General features: G+C 56.4%; 12 protein-coding genes. 9 read left to right on the plus strand and 3 right to left on the minus strand.

All coding sequences use genetic code 11. The features are described from left to right. Window position 1: 1 nt before the first annotated feature. Window positions 2-931, minus strand: a complete 930-nt coding sequence (locus EI77_RS04795) for an amidohydrolase family protein (protein ID WP_133793599.1) — start codon at window positions 929-931, stop codon at window positions 2-4. Between the two features lie 140 nt (window positions 932-1,071). Here EI77_RS04795 and EI77_RS04800 point away from each other — a divergent pair, with 140 nt between their 5' ends. The 3 genes from EI77_RS04800 (at window position 1,072) to EI77_RS04810 (ending at window position 4,599) form a co-directional block, all read left to right on the plus strand. Further along, window positions 1,072-1,887, plus strand: coding sequence for a hypothetical protein (locus tag EI77_RS04800; RefSeq protein ID WP_133793600.1), 816 nt, complete (start codon window positions 1,072-1,074; stop codon window positions 1,885-1,887). Between the two features lie 48 nt (window positions 1,888-1,935). Continuing rightward, window positions 1,936-2,721 (plus strand): ribonuclease PH, encoded by a 786-nt coding sequence (gene rph / locus EI77_RS04805; RefSeq protein WP_133793601.1) that lies wholly within the window; start codon window positions 1,936-1,938, stop codon window positions 2,719-2,721. A gap of 246 nt (window positions 2,722-2,967) precedes the next feature. After that, window positions 2,968-4,599 (plus strand): sialidase family protein, encoded by a 1,632-nt coding sequence (locus EI77_RS04810; RefSeq protein WP_133793602.1) that lies wholly within the window; start codon window positions 2,968-2,970, stop codon window positions 4,597-4,599. 9 nt (window positions 4,600-4,608) lie between these two features. On the opposite strand, the gene EI77_RS04815 is transcribed toward EI77_RS04810, so the two are convergent. After that, window positions 4,609-5,502 carry a polyphosphate kinase 2 family protein gene (locus tag EI77_RS04815; RefSeq protein WP_133793603.1) on the minus strand — a complete coding sequence of 298 codons (894 nt, stop codon included), beginning with the start codon at window positions 5,500-5,502 and terminating at the stop codon, window positions 4,609-4,611. Between the two features lie 116 nt (window positions 5,503-5,618). Here EI77_RS04815 and EI77_RS04820 point away from each other — a divergent pair, with 116 nt between their 5' ends. Continuing rightward, window positions 5,619-7,100 carry a LamG-like jellyroll fold domain-containing protein gene (locus EI77_RS04820; RefSeq protein ID WP_166647041.1) on the plus strand — a complete coding sequence of 494 codons (1,482 nt, stop codon included), beginning with the start codon at window positions 5,619-5,621 and terminating at the stop codon, window positions 7,098-7,100. Beyond that, window positions 7,097-10,105, plus strand: a complete 3,009-nt coding sequence (locus EI77_RS04825) for a PVC-type heme-binding CxxCH protein (protein WP_166647042.1) — start codon at window positions 7,097-7,099, stop codon at window positions 10,103-10,105. Before EI77_RS04820 ends, EI77_RS04825 begins: the two co-directional genes overlap by 4 nt. A 66-nt stretch (window positions 10,106-10,171) precedes the next feature. On the opposite strand, the gene EI77_RS04830 is transcribed toward EI77_RS04825, so the two are convergent. Continuing rightward, entirely contained in the window at window positions 10,172-11,470 is a 1,299-nt protein-coding gene (locus tag EI77_RS04830) for a M20 metallopeptidase family protein (protein ID WP_133793606.1), read from the minus strand. A gap of 104 nt (window positions 11,471-11,574) precedes the next feature. Here EI77_RS04830 and EI77_RS04835 point away from each other — a divergent pair, with 104 nt between their 5' ends. The 4 genes from EI77_RS04835 to EI77_RS04850 all read left to right on the plus strand — a co-directional run bounded on the left by EI77_RS04835 (window position 11,575) and on the right by EI77_RS04850 (window position 16,663). Beyond that, window positions 11,575-12,495, plus strand: coding sequence for a D-alanine--D-alanine ligase family protein (locus EI77_RS04835; protein WP_133793607.1), 921 nt, complete (start codon window positions 11,575-11,577; stop codon window positions 12,493-12,495). A gap of 111 nt (window positions 12,496-12,606) precedes the next feature. Continuing rightward, window positions 12,607-13,614 carry a cell division protein FtsQ/DivIB gene (locus tag EI77_RS04840; protein ID WP_133793608.1) on the plus strand — a complete coding sequence of 336 codons (1,008 nt, stop codon included), beginning with the start codon at window positions 12,607-12,609 and terminating at the stop codon, window positions 13,612-13,614. A 6-nt stretch (window positions 13,615-13,620) separates the two neighbouring features. Further along, a complete protein-coding gene (gene ftsA, locus EI77_RS04845) occupies window positions 13,621-14,835 on the plus strand; it encodes a cell division protein FtsA (protein ID WP_133793609.1) in 1,215 nt (404 codons plus the stop codon). A 46-nt stretch (window positions 14,836-14,881) separates the two neighbouring features. Further along, on the plus strand, window positions 14,882-16,663 hold the full coding sequence (locus EI77_RS04850; RefSeq protein WP_133793610.1) for a cell division protein FtsZ: 1,782 nt from the start codon (window positions 14,882-14,884) through the stop codon (window positions 16,661-16,663).

Here is a 16,663-nt window from a genome sequence, read left to right on the forward strand (position 1 = left end):
TTCAGGCTCTGTCCACCCATTGGTAAGCAGCTTTGGCATTCCGCCAAAAGTACTTCTGCGCTGCCTCCTGGCCTTTGCCTTGGAAGTATTCAGACACGAGTTTAAACACGGTCTCATAGGCTGCACCACGGTCTGAGACAGGCCAGTTACTGCCATAAATAAGCCGGTCAGGGCCAAAACATTCCCAAAGGTGTTCCAGCACGGGCAGGTAGTATTCTGTATCCCGGGGAGCCTGGCCTTCCTCCGCACGCACCTGCTCCGGCATGCCGGATACTTTCATGAATACACGGGGCTGCTTGGCCACCAGTCGGATGTTCTCCTTCCATTCTGGTTTTAGATTCTGCGGATCTCCTGCACCGCCCAAATGATTGATGACGATTCGTAAATCAGGCACCTCTTCAGCCAGTCTCGCTACATGGGGGAGGCTCGTGGGCGGACCATTCACATCCAGTTCCAATCCCAGCTCCGCCAAAAGCCGGGCAGCCGCACAAACCTGATCGTGATGCTCATCCAGCCGCACTAGATCTCCCCTCCAGCGGATACCCCGAAACAGGGGGTTGGCAGCAAAACGCTTCAGATTGGACACAAATTGGGAATCATTCGGATCCAGATTACCCACAAAACCCACGATGCACTTCTCCCTCGCAGCCAGATCTAGTATCCACTGATTATCCTCCACCAAAGGGCTGGCCTCCACGACTACGGTTTCATGAATGCCGAGCGGATTTGCCAAAACCTGCCAGTCAGCAGGCAACACCGTGCGATACAGGGGAGTGTCCTTTTTAGGCCAGGGCACACCTCCTGGACGGGAGGGATCATAAAAGTGGGTATGGGTATCGATCACGCGCAGGGCTGTGGTTTCCTGGGTGCTTCCCCTTCCTGGCAGCAGGGCTCCCAAGGCGGCTGTTTGTATAAAACGACGGCGTTTCATCCTCTCAGTATGGGAGCCGGAGGCGCTGAGCGAAAAGAAAAAAGTCTCTTCCTCCAAGGTCTTATTGAGCGGTTGCCTCAGTTCCAGCGTCAGTTATAATAGGAAAATGCGGCACTGCTTGTCGGGCGCATTTGTGTGTAATGGAACTCCAGCAATTCCTCTATTTGGCCGCGATCGTCGTATTTGCGGTGGCGTGCCGTACCTTTGACAACCGTTTCCTGCAAAAGCTCGGCTGGCTGGCTTATCTCGGTGCATCCTATTTGGGCGGTTACTTTTTGACAGACAGTCATGCAGCCGGGGCCTTTGGCATCGCTCTGTGGTTCATGTTACCTTGGCTCGAAATCGTGGGCCGGGTCCGGCAGCTGCGTTTCCCTCTGACCAGCGAGGTGAAACATCGCTTTCCACCTTCTCGTGAAATTTTTCCTGACCTGGATGAACTCAGTAAGGAAACCGAAGCCGCAGGTTTCGTCGAAGCCGGTGACACAGGTTGGAAATGGAGTGAGACGGATCATTTCATGCGTCTGTTTTACCACAGTGAAATGCGCACCCAGGCCTCCATTGCACTCGCGCAGCAGGGCCTGTATTCATTCTCGTATGTCAGCCTCACCTCCCGCACCCAGGAAGGCGTGACGTTTACGACCACCAACTACCCGTTTGCCCCCACGATGCAATTTTCCCCCCAGCATCGGATGAACCGGCATGTGTATGCGGAATCCATGGATCAACTCGTGGAAGCGCATCAGGCATTCCTGGCCAAAAATGAAGTCACCGACCAGCTTGCCGAACTGGATACAGAAGAGCTGTCCAACTACATCGAGCGTGACATGAGCGCGCAGATTGACCACAACATCACCATCGGCGTCATTGAGCCTGCGGGGGAAGGCGTCTTCCGCTACTCCTGGCGCGGCTGCTTTTACCTTTGGTTTCAGGTGGTGAAGGACATGATCCGGGTGTGATCTGCTTTGGCGCTTGGCAACCATGCCTGCCTTGTGCTAAGGCCAGCGATGCCTAGACCCGACGGACGCTCCCACGACCAACTTCGCCCTATTGACTACATCCTCGATGTAGCCCCCCACGCCACCGCTTCCGTGCTCATCGCCTTTGGCGATACCCGCGTCATTTGTGCCGCAACGATCCAGGATGAAGTGCCACGCTGGATGAAAATGCAGAATGTCCAAGGCGGCTGGCTGACGGCTGAGTATTCCATGCTGCCTTATTCCACGCTGGACCGCAAAGACCGCGACAGCAGCAAGGGTCGCCCCGATGGCCGCAGCATCGAGATCCAGCGTCTCATTGGCCGCAGTCTGCGCGCCGTGGTGGATCTCAAAAAACTCGGCCAACGCACCCTGTGCATTGACTGCGATGTTCTCCAGGCCGATGGCGGCACCCGCACGGCCTCCATCACCGGAGCCTGCATCGCCGCTTCCATCGCCTTCAATCGCCTGCTGGAAAAAGGCAAAATCACCCAGCAGCCAATGACCAAAAAAGTGGCCGCCATCAGCGCCGGCGTGCTGAAGGGTGAGACCCTGCTGGATCTTTGCTATGTGGAAGACCGCGATGCTGATGTGGACTGCAACCTCGTCCTCACCGACAAGGGCGACTTCGTGGAAATCCAGGGCAGCGGTGAAGAAGCCACCTTCAGCCAGGCCGAGCTGGACGCCATGCTGGTGGTCGGCCGCAAAGGCATCGCCGAATTGTGTGCCATCCAGCAGGAAGCCATCGAAAGCGCCATGAAACCGGCTCAGGCTCAGGACTTGGCAAAGCTGGCCGCTTTCTTCGGGAAGAAGTAACCTCTGCTACTGGCAGGCCTCTCCTTCCACGTACTTTGCTAGTCCCCAGATCTTCTTGTGGGACTGAAGTCATTTATTGGAGGAGCCCCGGTCAAAGGCTGTTGGAATTCCTTCTTTGCAAAGCCTAAGCTCTCCGCAACTTTGGCGTATGTTCGCGCCCTGCTACCGCTCCCGATACTGGGCCCTGCAAGCCTAATCCTGCAAAGACCGGCCTGATGAAACCGTGTTATAGTTTTGCATCCTTGTATGAGACATCTGCCCTCCCTGTGCGCATTCACTGCCATCCTTGTGCTTTTGAGCGTTCCAGCTCACGCACAGAAAGAGGATCCGCCCTCAAGTAGCCTTCCTTCCAAGGCCACTAACGATTCTGGCCCCGTCCCAGGCATTGTCATTAGCAAGTCGCCCGACTTCGAAAACATCTACGTCAGTTCCCCTTCCATTGCCATTCTCCCGGACGGCACCTACATCGCCTCCCATAACTGGGCTGGCAAAACGGATCTCGCCCGTACCACCGCAATCCTCTCTTCCAAGGACAAGGGCAATACGTGGACGACCCTCGCTGATTTTCCCTTCTTGTGGGCCAATGTCTTCGTCCACAAAGGTGACCTCTACATCCTCGGCATCCTCAAGCCCGTAGCCGATAGCAAGGAGGATTTCTCCTGCTACGCTATTCGCAAATCCACAGACGGCGGCAGGACATGGACACAGCCCACGGACTCCAAAAACGGCCTCCTCCGTGCCGATGCGCATTATCATACCGCACCTTGCTCCGTGGTCATTCATAACGGCCGTCTCTGGCGTGCGCTGGAGACCATCATGTCCAAGGAAGAGGTCCGCACACTCAAGCTCAAAAACACCAAGTGGGGCCACTTCTTCCGGGCGCACATGTCCTCAGCCCCCATTGACTCCGATCTTCTGGACGCATCCAACTGGACGGTCTCAGAACCCTTTGACTACGATTTCGAGAACTGGATGGGCAACGGTTTCCTCGAAGGCAATGCAGTCGTCTCTCCCGATGGCAAAGTCGTCAACATCCTGCGCTGTGCTTCTGAGGGCCGTGACAAAGCCATTATCCTGGACTGCTCCGAGGATGGCAAAAAACTCATCTCTCGTGGCAAGGCCTCCCAGATCGACTTCCCTGGTGGTGCCGTCAAATTCACAGTTCGTTATGACGAAAGATCAAAAACCTACTGGTCCCTCGCCACGCAGCAAATGGATCCCATGGCGGGGCGCAACTACCTGGTCCTCACCAGCTCGAAAGACCTCATCTACTGGGAGCAGCGCTGTGTCCTCCTTCGTCACCACGACTGGAAATACCACTCCTTCCAGTATGTGGATTGGGCATTCGACGGTGATGACATCATTTACGTCAGCCGCACGGCCTGGGACTATGCGCACAATGCGCATGATGCCAATTACATGACCTTTCACCGTGCCAAAAACTTCCGGGATCTCTCTTCCAAGGACGACAGTCCCTGGCTCGGCCAGAACATCATGAAACGTCATGAAACGAAAGATTTCATCATTGATGGCACTTTCACTGAGGTCGGTAAACTGAGCAATGGAGCCAGCTCATTTTCAAACCGAAGCTATGCCTGGAACCACGTTCCCGCCAAATATGAAGGATGGAACTATATCCTCACTCCCGGTGGTGAGCTTGACTCCATCCGCATCACACCCAAAACCGATGCCACCCTCTATATGATCAGCCAGTTCACTGCGAAGATCAGCGGATGGCAGCGTACCAAGGACTTCCTCCACTACTCAGACCCCAACAATGCGAAAGCCGGGATCTTCACTCGCAAAATCGAAAAAGGCCCGCGCCTGGACATCCACCAGCCCGGCTTTATCGGAGGTATCCTCATCTGGAAGGCATGACCAGTCCGCCTAGTTAGCGGGTTCCTCCAACAGCAGCTTCTTCGCCACCTCTAGCTGGGCTTTCTGCTCTGGGGGCAGCTCTGGATACTTCAGCTTCATGCCCTGCATCTCATGCAGGATCGCCGCGCTGACGATGAGCCTCATGTTCTTCTTGTCGTCCGCAGGGACCACATACCAGGGGCACTCTTCCGTACCGGTGCTCTGGATGGCATCTTCATACGCGTGCATGTATTCCTTCCAAAAGCCGCGCTCCTTGACATCGCCCTCCTCAAACTTCCAGTTCTTGCTGGGAGTATCAATGCGGGACAGGAACCGTTTCTTCTGCTCGTCCTTGGAGACATTGAGGAAGAACTTCACGATGCGAATGCCGTTTCGGTGGCAGTAAGCCTCCAGATTGCGGATGTCTTTGAGACGGTCAGCGAAGAGCTTGTCCAAATTGCGGGTCGTCTTCTCCGGCAGACGCTGGATTTCCGTCACGATCTCCGGATGCACCCGGCAGCAGAGAACCTCTTCATAATAACTGCGGTTGAAGATGCCGATGCGACCCCGCTGAGGCAGGACCCGTGAGGTGCGCCAGAGAAAGTCGTGGTCCAGTTCCGCACTGGTGGGCCGTTTAAAGCTATGCACCTCCACGCCCTGCGTATTCACACCGCTCATGACATGCTTGATGGTGCTGTCTTTTCCCGCGGCATCCATGGCTTGAAAAATCAGCAGCAGGCCCTGGCGGTCTTGCGCATACATCTTCTGCTGCAGGTCATCAATCTCCTCCCGGAACTGGGCGATCAGTGTCTCGTAATGAGCATTGTCCGAGTACAGACTCTTCACCTTAGTCTTCGCTTTGGAGATGCGGAATGGCTTGCCGTCCGGCACCCGGAAGTCGTGAAGGTCGAGTTTGAGTTTCATGGGAGCGGAGGGATTAAAAGGAACTGTTTGAGCAGTAGCAGCCAGGGTGGGCTATGAACAGGATTTGTTTGGCAAGATTGCTCCATGGCCGCAGTTCTCATGCGATGCGATTGTATGTGGCCAGTCTCTTATTCCTCATCAGCACCACTATTCTGGCCCAAGTGGAGCCTGGACCTGACAGTCCGGGCCTAGACTCGGGCGTGCTAGGCCGCCTGGATCACACGCAAAGGAAGCATGATGATGGCGATGTGCTGAAATCCTTCACAAGGGCAGTGGATACGGAGGACCTGAAGCTGGATCACTTCAGCCTGTCCTTTCAGCTCTTCACAGACGGCCAGCAGCCAAGGGATGCAGTTCCGCTCGTAAAGGCGGAGCATTTTCAAATTATACTCAAAAACGGGACGGACCTGGATCTTCAAATCAGCACTCCTGCAGGTGCAAAACTCGACCTCAATGTACCTCTTCCTGCAAACGAACTCTCCAAGGCGGAAATGCATCATATCGTGCTGCGAGTGAGAAGAGAGGCACGCCAGTCGCTGACCGGACTGTGGGTGGACGGGGTCGAGCTTGCCAGCGGGCCGCTGGCACCTGGAGCTATTCCTTTAGCGAAAGGTTCGCTCATGATCGGGGACAATGCCTTCCGGGGAGTGGTGTCAGATGTCCGTCTCTATGACCGCGCTTTGTCCAGACTGGAAATTTTGGAACTGGGACAAAAAATTCCAGTCAAATCAAAGTCCAGTCCAAAGGACATGTACAACTTTGAAATCATGAAGGATGAGGTCATCGCGGTGCTTGGAGGCACGGAAGCCGTGGCAGTGATGGAGGAAGGCAGCCTGGAATCCGTGATCCTTTTAGGCCATGCCGACAAGCACCCAAAAATGCGCTCCCTGGCCTGGGAAACGGACACGGTATTCCGTCAGGATCGCCCGCTGAATTTTGGAGATTTGCGCCAGCAATTGCAACGTACGACAGCCACCTGCACCGTGATGATGTTTGGCCGTCAGGAGTGCCTAGAGCGTGGGGAGGAAGGACTCGCAGACTTTCGAGAAGCCTTGAATAAAATGGTCAAGGCATGCGCTGAAATCACTCCGCGGTTGGTGCTGGTGGAGGCTGCGCCGTTTGAAAAGAAAGCCGCGCCGCTACGGGATCTCAGTCTGCTGAATCCAGTGCTGGTGAAGTATAACGAAGTCATCCGCGAAATAGCGCAGGCACATGGGGCCTACTATGCAGGTTCCTCCGAAGGATGGAACCATGCCCGCCCGCAGCCGATGACCATGGACGGCGTCAACCTTACCCAGTCAGGAGCACGTGAAGTCGGGCTGCGGGTGCTGACGACCAGCATGCTGCCGGAAAGTAAAGCCGCCCAGGAATTGAAGGCGGACATCATGATGAAGAACAAACTCTGGCACGACTACTGGAGGCCCTCCAACTGGGCCTTTCTGCATGGTGACCGCACTTCCCAGCCGAGCAGCCGAGACCATCTGGACCCCAGACGACGCTGGTTCCCAGCGGAGCTGGAGAAGTATCAAGCATTGATCAAAGCCAAGGAAAACGAATTATGGAAAAAGGCCGAAGAACTGGGGAGGAAGCTGCCATGAAAGCGCTGCCATTGCTGATTGTCCTGGCCCTGCTGACCACTCATGTCGGCGCACAAAAAAATGAGCGGAAATCCATCTCTGTCGGTGAACCTCCCACTGACCATTCACCCGCAGCAGAGCTGGCCTCTTTCAAGGTACTGGATGGATTTGAGGTCAATCTTTTTGCTGATGAAAGCCAGGGCATCGCCAATGCCCTGGCCATCCGCTGGGATGAAAAAGGCCGCCTCTGGTGTCTGCAAACAAGTGCCTACCCACAGCCGGCCCCAGGTGAGCTGGTGAATGATAAAGTCATCATTTTGGAGGACACCAACGGCGATGGCCGTGCGGACAAGCAGACCGTGTGGGCGGATGGTCTGCGCATGCCCATGGGCATGGAATTGGGCAGTCCAGGCCAGCTCTATGTGGGCGAAGGCGAAAAGCTGCTGCTGCTGACAGATACCGATGGTGATGATCGGGCTGACCAGACGGAAGTCATCTTAAGCGGCTTTGGCACCGCTGATACGCATCAGAATCTGAACAGTTTCATCTGGTCACCCGACGGAACACTGGTCATGCACCAGGGACTTCATTGTTACTCCAGAGTCACCACCGCCTGGGGGGTGAAGCAGCTTTATGGTGCCGGATTCTGGCGTTTTTGGCCGCACAGTCGGAAGCTGGAATCCTATCCCACAGGCATGCCGCTAAATGCCTGGGGTACAGCCTTCACCCAATGGGGACAGCCAGTGATGGTGGCTGGCGCAGCGGGCATGTTTTGGGCACGGCCCAAGGAGGTCAGTGTGCCGGAGGTGCCTGGACAACATGGTATTCCCTATTTTTTGCTGAGCCGCTTCATGATGCCCAACAGCGGCCAGATCATCAAAACTAGCGGCCTGCGCAAATACTGCGGGGTGGACATCCCTCTCAATGCACATTGGCCTAACGAAATGTGCAACGAAGTGGTGGCTGGCGGATTTTTTGAGAATGCGGTTTATCGTTACAAGCTGACTGCTGACAAGGAGAATCCCAGTGCCTTTGAAGCCATCGAGCAGCCGCCCTTGATCACCAGTGACAACGTCGCTTTCCGCCCGGTGGATGTACGCTTCGGGCCGGATGGCGCACTCTACATCGCAGATTGGTATAACCCGATCATCGGTCATTATCAGGCCAGCTTCAGACACCCGAACCGGGACAAAGGGCATGGCAGGATATGGCGGATGACAGTGAAGGACAAAGCTAGCGCCCGGTTCACACCACTGAGTGCTCAGATGAAAACAACAGAGCTACAGGAGATAGCCGCAGGAACAGACCGCTGGCCCGCCTACCAAGCGATGAGACTTCTGCGCTCCCTGCCGTGGACTGAGGCCATCCAAGGTTTAACAAACGATCATTCAAAGCAATTTTTGCACCTTCAGCTCCATGAGGCCTATGAGCGACCCGCCCCCGAGCTGGCCGTTCCAGGAGACACGGCTGAGGAGGGCTTCAAAGCCTATACCACCCACGCGCTCGGAAACTGGGCCGGGCAAATGCCAGAAGTGCTGGCTAAGCTGGAGCAGCGGATAGGGGACGAGTCGGCTCTCGTGCGCCTCGAAGCCATCGTTGCATGCGCGAAGGTCCATAAACCTGAGGCCATCAAGGTGGCGTTAATGGCCCTGGACAGACCGATGGACAGCTTTCTGGACCGGGCACTGTGGCTGGCGGTTCATGCGACAGCTCCGCAGTGGAAACCCTTGTTGCAGCGGGACGATGGAGGAACCTCATTTTTGCAGTCCTTGCCAGCCCATCATTTGGTTTATTTAATGGAAAAAGACGGCAGCGCGGAGCTGCTGGGGATGGCGCGCGGTATGATGATAAAATGGGAGACACTTTCTCCTGAGCTATTGATTGCACTGAACAAGGTGCTGGTAAGTCGCGGAGGCCCCGAGGACAGGCTGCGGGCTTTGCACATTGGCCGCACCCATCCCGCGGTATTGAATGATTTGGCGACAGTGACCGCACAGAGGCGGTTTGCAGTCCCAGAAGGAGCGGAGGCCATCCTGGAGACACTGCTGAAAACTGGCGGAGGCGACGCCCGCATCGCCGCATGCAGACTGGCGGGTGCCTGGAAGCTCAAGTCCCTGGCAGATGCTTTGCGTGAAAGCGGACTGGATGCCCAGGAGGCAATGCCCCTGCGCCAAGCTGCGATTGAGGGGCTTGGAAAACTGGGTGAATCCCCAGAAACGTTTACCGCCCTCATGGAAAAAGGGCAGGAACCCTGGCCCGTACGAATCGCCGCCTTAACCGCACTGACTGGAGGCAAGGCTGCGCAGGGAGGATTAAAAGCTGCCGCGATGCTGGACCAGGTGAAGGATGAAAAGACGATGCAGGCTTGGTTAAATCCCCTGCTGGCGCGGGCGGCAGCGGTGCAAGCTTTTGCCGCCTCACTGGACAAAAATCCCTGCAAGCCCGAGACGGCCAAACTGGCCCTGACCACCTTAACGATGAAGGGCCGCAGCGATGCGACATTGACCGCCGTACTGAGCCAGATCATCGGCGTCAAAAACGTGCAGCCGGTGTATAACCCAGCCTGGGTTCAGACCCTGGCGGCAGAGGTGAAATCCAACGGCGATGCCGCCAGGGGTAAAGCAGTTTTTTCATCACCTCTCGCAGGCTGTGTAGCCTGCCATCAAATCGGCAAACAGGGTGGCATCATCGGTCCAGAGCTGGATGCCGTTGGGCGTGGTGTCCCGGTGGAACTGCTGATTGAGGCCGTGGTGTGGCCGAACCGTCAGATCAAAGAAGGTTATGTGGCCACCACACTGACGATGAAGGACGGCCGCACATTGCAGGGCTATCGCACCGCCGAAGACAACGGTGAACTGGAGCTGAAAGACTTCCTGGCCGGCACCCTCACACGGTTCCCGCTTACGGAGATCAAAGACCGCCAGGAGGCCGGGTCCCTGATGCCGGAAGGGCTGATTGTGAATCTGACCCGCGAAGAACTGCGAGATCTGGTGGCGTATCTTTCCAGCCTCGGAAACACCCCATGAGCCCGCGCCGCATCCTTCTTTTGACCTCCGATATCCCTCGAAGTAGTTCCGAGCTAAAGATCTGAACTACTTACTCAAGAAATCACACACCGCTGCCGCCATGGCTTTGACCCCGGTTTTGAGGCATTCTTCATCCGCATCAAACATGGGTGTATGCCCGCCATGGATGATGCCCTTCTCTTCATTGGCCACGCCTAACCGAAAGTAGAATCCTGGCACCATTTGGGCAAAATAGGAAAAGTCTTCTCCACCCATGCTTGGGATGACCTCGATCACGTTGGACTCTCCGGCGATCCTTTTGAGAACTGGCAGCGTAGCTTTGACCAGCCCATCATTGTTGAGGATGCTCGGGTAACCTTTGCGATACTCCATTTCATAGGTCGCCCCATGGGCCTCGGTGACCCCTTTGAGGATTCGATGCATCATTTCGATCACGCCATCCCGAAAACCGGCATCATAAGTGCGGACGGTGCCGCCCATCTGTACCTCCTCCGCCAGGATGTTTTCCCGCTGGCCACCCTGGATCGTGCCAATGCTGATGACCAGCGGCTGGCGGGTATTCGTCTGACGACTGCGGATGGTCTGCAAAGCCGTGATCGCCTCCGCGGCAACGGTGATGGCGTCCACCCCTTTATGCGGTGCAGATCCATGGGCCATCTTGCCACGGATGATGATGTTAAAGCGGTCGCTGTTGGCGCTATCCGCACCATAGCTATAGGCTATTTGGCCTGCTTTGAGGTAATGCGTGTCATCATCCATCACGCCCACAGGAGAGACAGAGACGGTGCAGTGCAGACCAAAAATGGCATCCGGCTTTGGATTCGCCATCGCCCCTTCAGCAACCATCAGCTTGGCCCCCCAATCCTTCTTATAAGTGGAGGGCATCGCCTCCTCAGCAGGTTGAAAAAGAAACTTCACACTGCCACGCACCTGGTCCCGATGTTTGACCAGCAGTTCCGCCAGGCCCAGGGCTACGGTAGTATGAATATCATGCCCGCAGGCATGCATGACACCTGGGTTCTGTGACCGATAAGGAACGGAACGCAGTTCCTTGATGGGCAGAGCGTCCATGTCCGCCCGTACGGCGATGCATTTGCCCTGCTGACCGCCCTTGAGCAAAGCCACCACACCATGCTTGGCCACGCCGGTCTGCACTTCCAGTCCCAGTGCGCGCAGGCGGTCAGCCACCAATGCAGCAGTGCGCTCCTCTTCATTGGAAAGCTCCGGATGGGAATGAATGTCGCGCCGGGTCTCCACCAGATTGGGGAACATTTCATCCACCGTGGCGGCGAACAGGGCATCGCGTGTTTCATCGCCATAAACGACAGTTGAAACTCCCATCAGCAGCAGCGGCAGCATTTTCATGATCGCCAGAGTATGAATGCAGCCACAGGCTGGCAAGAGATCACGTTGGGATTTTCTTCAGGCGCTCTTGCGCGCACGCCAGAGTCATAGCATATCTGCAAACCATGCTCGACATCACAGGCAAGAAGATCGCCGTCCTCTTTGGCGGCCCCGGTTCGGAACGTGAAGTTTCTGTCAAAACGGCGGAAAGCGTCGTTGCCGCGCTGAAAAGCAAAGGAGCCGAAGTGGTGGAGGTGGATGTCACCGGCCCGGATTTTGAAGTGCCTGCGGATGCGCTCATCGCCATGAACTTGATCCATGGCACCTTTGGTGAAGATGGCCAGCTCCAGGCGATCCTGGAGGAGCGTGGCATCCCTTATACCGGTGCAGGCGCACAGAGCAGCCGCATCGCTTTTGATAAAGGTCGGAGCAAAGAGAAGTTCATCGCCGCAGGGGTGCCTACCCCACGCTCCCAAAACTACCTCCTGGATGGCAGCCAGCCACTGGACATTTCTATTCCCCTGGTCTCCAAGCCACCGCGTGAAGGCTCGAGCGTAGGCGTCAACATCTGCCGCACAGAAGAAGAATGGACCAAGGCCGTCGAAGAAGCGAAAAAATTTGGCAAAGATACCCTGGTGGAAGAATTCATCGAAGGGAAAGAGCTGACCATCGGCATCCTGGGTGACCAGGTACTGCCCATCATTCACATCGAGCCTGTTGAAGGATTTTACGACATCAACAATAAGTACCCCTGGATGACGGGCACCGGCAAGACCCTGTATCATTGTCCTGCTGAGCTGGACGAGGTGACAACCAAACGCATTCAGGACGCTGCCATGGCTGCCTTTAAGTCCTGCGGAACAGAAGTGTATGGACGGGTGGATATCATGCTGCGGCATGACAATGAGCCTTTTGTCCTGGAGATCAATACCATCCCAGGAATGACCAGCAGCAGCCTGCTGCCCAAAGCAGCGCTGGCCGTGGGCATTGATTTTCCGGACCTGTGTGTGCGAATTATTGAGCTGTCACTGGCCGCGAGACCTTAAGATAAAGGGCGGGAAATCTCGCACCCACTCTTTTTTCTAGAAAAGTCATGGCGCTTAGACTGCGTTTCGAGTATTTAATACTCGCTAATCATCAATGCATCCGTGCTTTTGATGAAATCCCGAAACATGGCCTCTCCCAAGAAAGCTTCCGCCCCGGCTAAGAAGCCGCCCCGCAGCGCTGCAAAACGGCAGTCTCGCTGGGCAGGTGGTGTGACCATGGATGTCTGCCTACGGGTGGATTCGCCCAAGATTCGTGAAATGGAAAAGCAGGCCGCCCAGCGGAGAGGCTTTAAATGGGCACTCGGCCTCATCATCATCATCTGTTTTCTGGCTCTGCTGAAGATCACAGTCCAGGAATCCATTCTCAAAAATCCTCAGTTTGAGCTGCGGGATGTGGCCGTACAGACCAGTGGTCCACTCACGGTGGAAAAAATCGTGCGAGCAACCCTGCTCACCCGTGGAGAAAACCTTCTCTCCATCAATATGCGCGCTCTGCATACCCGCCTGCGCCAGCTCCCGCCCGTGAAGGACGTATCCATCCAACGTGATTTTGATGCTGGTTTGATGACTCTGCGCATCACCCAAAGGCAGCCCGTGGCCTGGCTGGACTGCCCAAAGTTGGGCATGATTCCTTGTCGGCCGGAGGTCGGTTATCTTTTGGATCATGAAGCCGTGCCTTTCCCCTGCGATGTCGTGACGGAATCCACCGTCGGCCTGCCAGTGATCCGTTATGCTGATCTCTCGCAAAAGACAGCGGGGACCGCCATTCAGGATCTTCAATTGACGGCAGCACTCAGGCTGCTGAAGGAATTGGAACTGCGCTTTGAGCAAGGCCAGCCGCAAGTCCGTAGCATTGAAATCCAGACCCCTTATTCCATGGTGGCCAGTTTTGCGGATAAATCGGTCATTACCTTTGGCGTCGATGACCTGGATTTGCAGCTTGCCCGTCTGGACAGAGTCCGCATCGAAGCACGGCTTCGTCAATGGGAGATCGGGACACTCAATCTTCTGGCCCGGCAGAATGTTCCCATCACTTTCCGCAAAGCACCTGACCTTGCCGGCTTGCAACCTCAAAGCAGCCCTACCGTTTCTGTTTCAAAATCCACCTCTGTCCGTTGAATCATTATGGCGAAGACCACCATCTATGCAGGCCTGGAAATCGGCACCAGCAAGATCTGCGTCGTCGTCGGGGAGGCGAAGCGTGACGGCACCATCAAAATCCTTGGCGTCGGTACCGCACCTTCACGCGGCGTCCGCAAAGGGGAGATTGTGGATTTTGATACCGTCCATACCTGCCTGAATGATGCGTTGGTCAGGGCGGAGGATTACAGTGATGTGATGATCCGCAATGTCTTCCTGGGAGTGAGTGGCGGCCATATCGAAAGCATCAACAATCGTGGCTGCTACCGCCTGCCAGCGGACCAGTCGGAGATTACCGAAGATGATGTCGAGGAGGTGAAGGAAATCGCCCGCAACGTTCCTGCTCCGCAGGACAGCATCTCCATGCACAGCGTCACCCGCCAGTACATCGTGGATGGCGTGGAGGCTGTTCGTCAGCCCATCGGGCGTCAGGCCCGGCAGTTGGAGGCGGATTATCACATCGTCCACGGCAGCCTCCCTAGAATTCAAAATTCCATCAAGTGCGTGAAGGAAGTACCCCTGGAAGTGGAGGATGTCGTTTTTAATGGCATCGCTGCAGCTCAGGTCGTGCTGAATCGCGAGGCCAAACGTGAAGGAGCCCTGATGATTGACCTTGGCGGTGGCACGGCTGATTTCGTACTTTATAAAGACGGTATGCTGACCATTTCCGGCTGCATTCCCCTGGGCGGAGACCACATCAGCCAGGACATCGCCATGGCGTTGCAGATCCCTCATGGGCGGGCCGAAGCGTTGAAAGTCAACGAGGGAAGCTGCGAATACGAAGATGTCCCCCCCGGGGAAATGGTTCGTGTGGAAGATGATACTGGCTATGTTCTGGGCGAGGTCGAACGAGCATTTCTGAACGAGGTGATCTACCTTCGGGTACGAGAAATCCTGGAGCAGGTGCATCAACGTTGCGAGGGGCATGTAGGCCAATTGGCAGCCGGTCTTTATCTCACCGGAGGTACGAGCCTGTTAAAAGGGATTGACGTCGTGGCCCGCGAAGTGTTTGGAATGAAGGTAACGCGTGCTGGTTCAGCTCCCGTCAGTGGTGTGACTGCCACTTTCGAGAACCCTCAATTTTCCGCGCCCATCGGCCTTATTCGTTATGCGCAGATTTTGGATCAAGAGAAGCCCTTCCTGTCACCGCTCAAACGGCTGGCACACCGGATGGCCGACCTCCTCTCTGTCGCTATTTGATTTTCACTCCGCATCCACTTACCCAACATTTTAACCGAGCCGTTTTATGGTTGAATACGATCGCCACTCGCAGCGGGAAGAGACTAGCAAATCCACCCTTCGCACCTGTATCGTCGGTATCGGCGGCGCGGGCAGCAATGTATTGGACCGCATCACCCTGGACCGTACTGTGGAGGCGCAGCTCGTCTGCATGCACACAGACATCCGCGTGCTCGGCCATGCCATGGCCCCCACCAAGATCCAGCTTGGTGCTGAACTGATGCGTGGCGTCGGTGCCGGAGGTGACCCGGACCTTGGCCGCGAGGCCGCCATGTTCTCCCGGGAGGAGATCCGTCAGGCCATTGAAGGTCACGATATTGTTTTCATCTGTGCCGGTCTCGGCGGCGGTACTGGCTCCGGTGCAGCCCCCGTCATTGCAGAAATCGCCAAGTCTTCCAATGCCCTCGTCTTTGTCACTGCGACGATGCCCTTCACCTTTGAAGGACGTCGGCGTCTCGGCCAGGCAGAAGATGCGCTGCAGCAGCTTCAAAAGCGGGCCGATGCCCTGATCCTGTTTGAAAACAACCGGATGGGTGAACTCATCCTGCCGAAGGACGGTATCCAAAAAGCCTTCGCCCAGGCAGACCAGCTCATCGCCCAAAGTTTGCGCGCGGTCTCCACCATCGTTTCCATGCCCGGTCTGGTAAAACTGGGCCTGGATGATCTGACCAGTGCCCTGACGACCTCGGACGGACGCTGCCTCTTCGGATTCGGGGAAGCCCGCGGCCAAAACCGTGGCACGGAAGCCTTGAAACGCGCGCTGAAGAGCCCGCTCATCGACCAAGGCCGTCTCCTGCATCAGACGAAGACCCTCTTGGTCCACATCGCCGGCGGGGAGACGCTGACGCTCATGGAAGTGGATGGCATCATGAAGCAGCTGGGCCGCCACGTCCCAGACCACACACACATTTTGTTCGGCGTGGCTGTGGATGCCAAGCTGGGCGATTCACTTTCCGTAACGCTCATCAGTTCCCTGGGATTGACTCAGCTCAATACCATTGCTGCCGTAGCCCCGCCCGCAGAAATGCTGCCACTCACAGACCGCCCCATGCCCAGCTTGGCAGAGGCCGTCGTCGCTGCTCCCGCTCAGGCACCAGCCCCTGCTCCACGCGCCAGATCCCCCCGGCCAGCACCCGCTCCTAGCGCGGCGCAGGCTCCGGCCCCGCAGGCCCAGGCACCCGCAGCACGGTCTGCCCCCCTGGCCAGGGATGACTCCATGGATTTGCTCTTCAAAGATGACGAGATCGTCTCCATGGCCGCCTCGGAGCCTTCCTACACCTTTCCTGAAGAAAAAACCGGACTCTTTCCCCAGGCACCGGCCGCTGTTAATCAGATGCCGCATCCTCCTGCTGAGCCCGAGGAAGAAGAGGAGTACTATGAGGATGAGGAAGAAGAACCAGCCGCCTCCCATTCCCACTTTTTGCCTGAACCCGAGCCTGAAGTCCCTGCCCCTGCTCCCGTGCGTGCGCCCCGGCCACGCATTGAAGACTTCATGACTCCTGCCCCGAGCCCGGCACCAGCACCTGCTCCAACTCCGCTTCCACGTCCTGCCACTTCCCCGCTGGCCGCTGTCGTCGCTCGCACCAATCTTCCCCCGGAGGACATGGCCTATGCGCCTCCTGCGAATGTCGTGATGCCCAAAAAGCCCGTCCAAGAGGAACAGCCAAATCTCGGCTTTTCTGACCAGGACCGTGGCCGGTTCAAGGATACGGAACCCGCACTCGCCTCAGGTGGAGAAGATCTGGATGTACCGACCTGGATGCGCCTTAAGCGTAAGCTGAAGCGCTAA

This window comes from Prosthecobacter fusiformis (assembly GCF_004364345.1).
Taxonomy (GTDB): Bacteria; Verrucomicrobiota; Verrucomicrobiia; order Verrucomicrobiales; family Verrucomicrobiaceae; genus Prosthecobacter; species Prosthecobacter fusiformis.

Excerpts from the sequence above, each read along its gene's own strand:
- EI77_RS04795 (WP_133793599.1), bottom strand. The coding sequence starts at position 931 with ATGAAACGCCGTCGTTTTATACAAACAGCCGCCTTGGGAGCCCTGCTG.
- EI77_RS04800 (WP_133793600.1), top strand. The coding sequence starts at position 1,072 with ATGGAACTCCAGCAATTCCTCTATTTGGCCGCGATCGTCGTATTTGCG.
- EI77_RS04835 (WP_133793607.1), top strand. The coding sequence starts at position 11,575 with ATGCTCGACATCACAGGCAAGAAGATCGCCGTCCTCTTTGGCGGCCCC.
- EI77_RS04825 (WP_166647042.1), top strand. The coding sequence starts at position 7,097 with ATGAAAGCGCTGCCATTGCTGATTGTCCTGGCCCTGCTGACCACTCAT.
- ftsA (WP_133793609.1), top strand. The coding sequence starts at position 13,621 with ATGGCGAAGACCACCATCTATGCAGGCCTGGAAATCGGCACCAGCAAG.
- EI77_RS04815 (WP_133793603.1), bottom strand. The coding sequence starts at position 5,502 with ATGAAACTCAAACTCGACCTTCACGACTTCCGGGTGCCGGACGGCAAG.
- EI77_RS04810 (WP_133793602.1), top strand. The coding sequence starts at position 2,968 with ATGAGACATCTGCCCTCCCTGTGCGCATTCACTGCCATCCTTGTGCTT.
- EI77_RS04830 (WP_133793606.1), bottom strand. The coding sequence starts at position 11,470 with ATGAAAATGCTGCCGCTGCTGCTGATGGGAGTTTCAACTGTCGTTTAT.
- rph (WP_133793601.1), top strand. The coding sequence starts at position 1,936 with ATGCCTAGACCCGACGGACGCTCCCACGACCAACTTCGCCCTATTGAC.
- EI77_RS04840 (WP_133793608.1), top strand. The coding sequence starts at position 12,607 with ATGAAATCCCGAAACATGGCCTCTCCCAAGAAAGCTTCCGCCCCGGCT.
- EI77_RS04850 (WP_133793610.1), top strand. The coding sequence starts at position 14,882 with ATGGTTGAATACGATCGCCACTCGCAGCGGGAAGAGACTAGCAAATCC.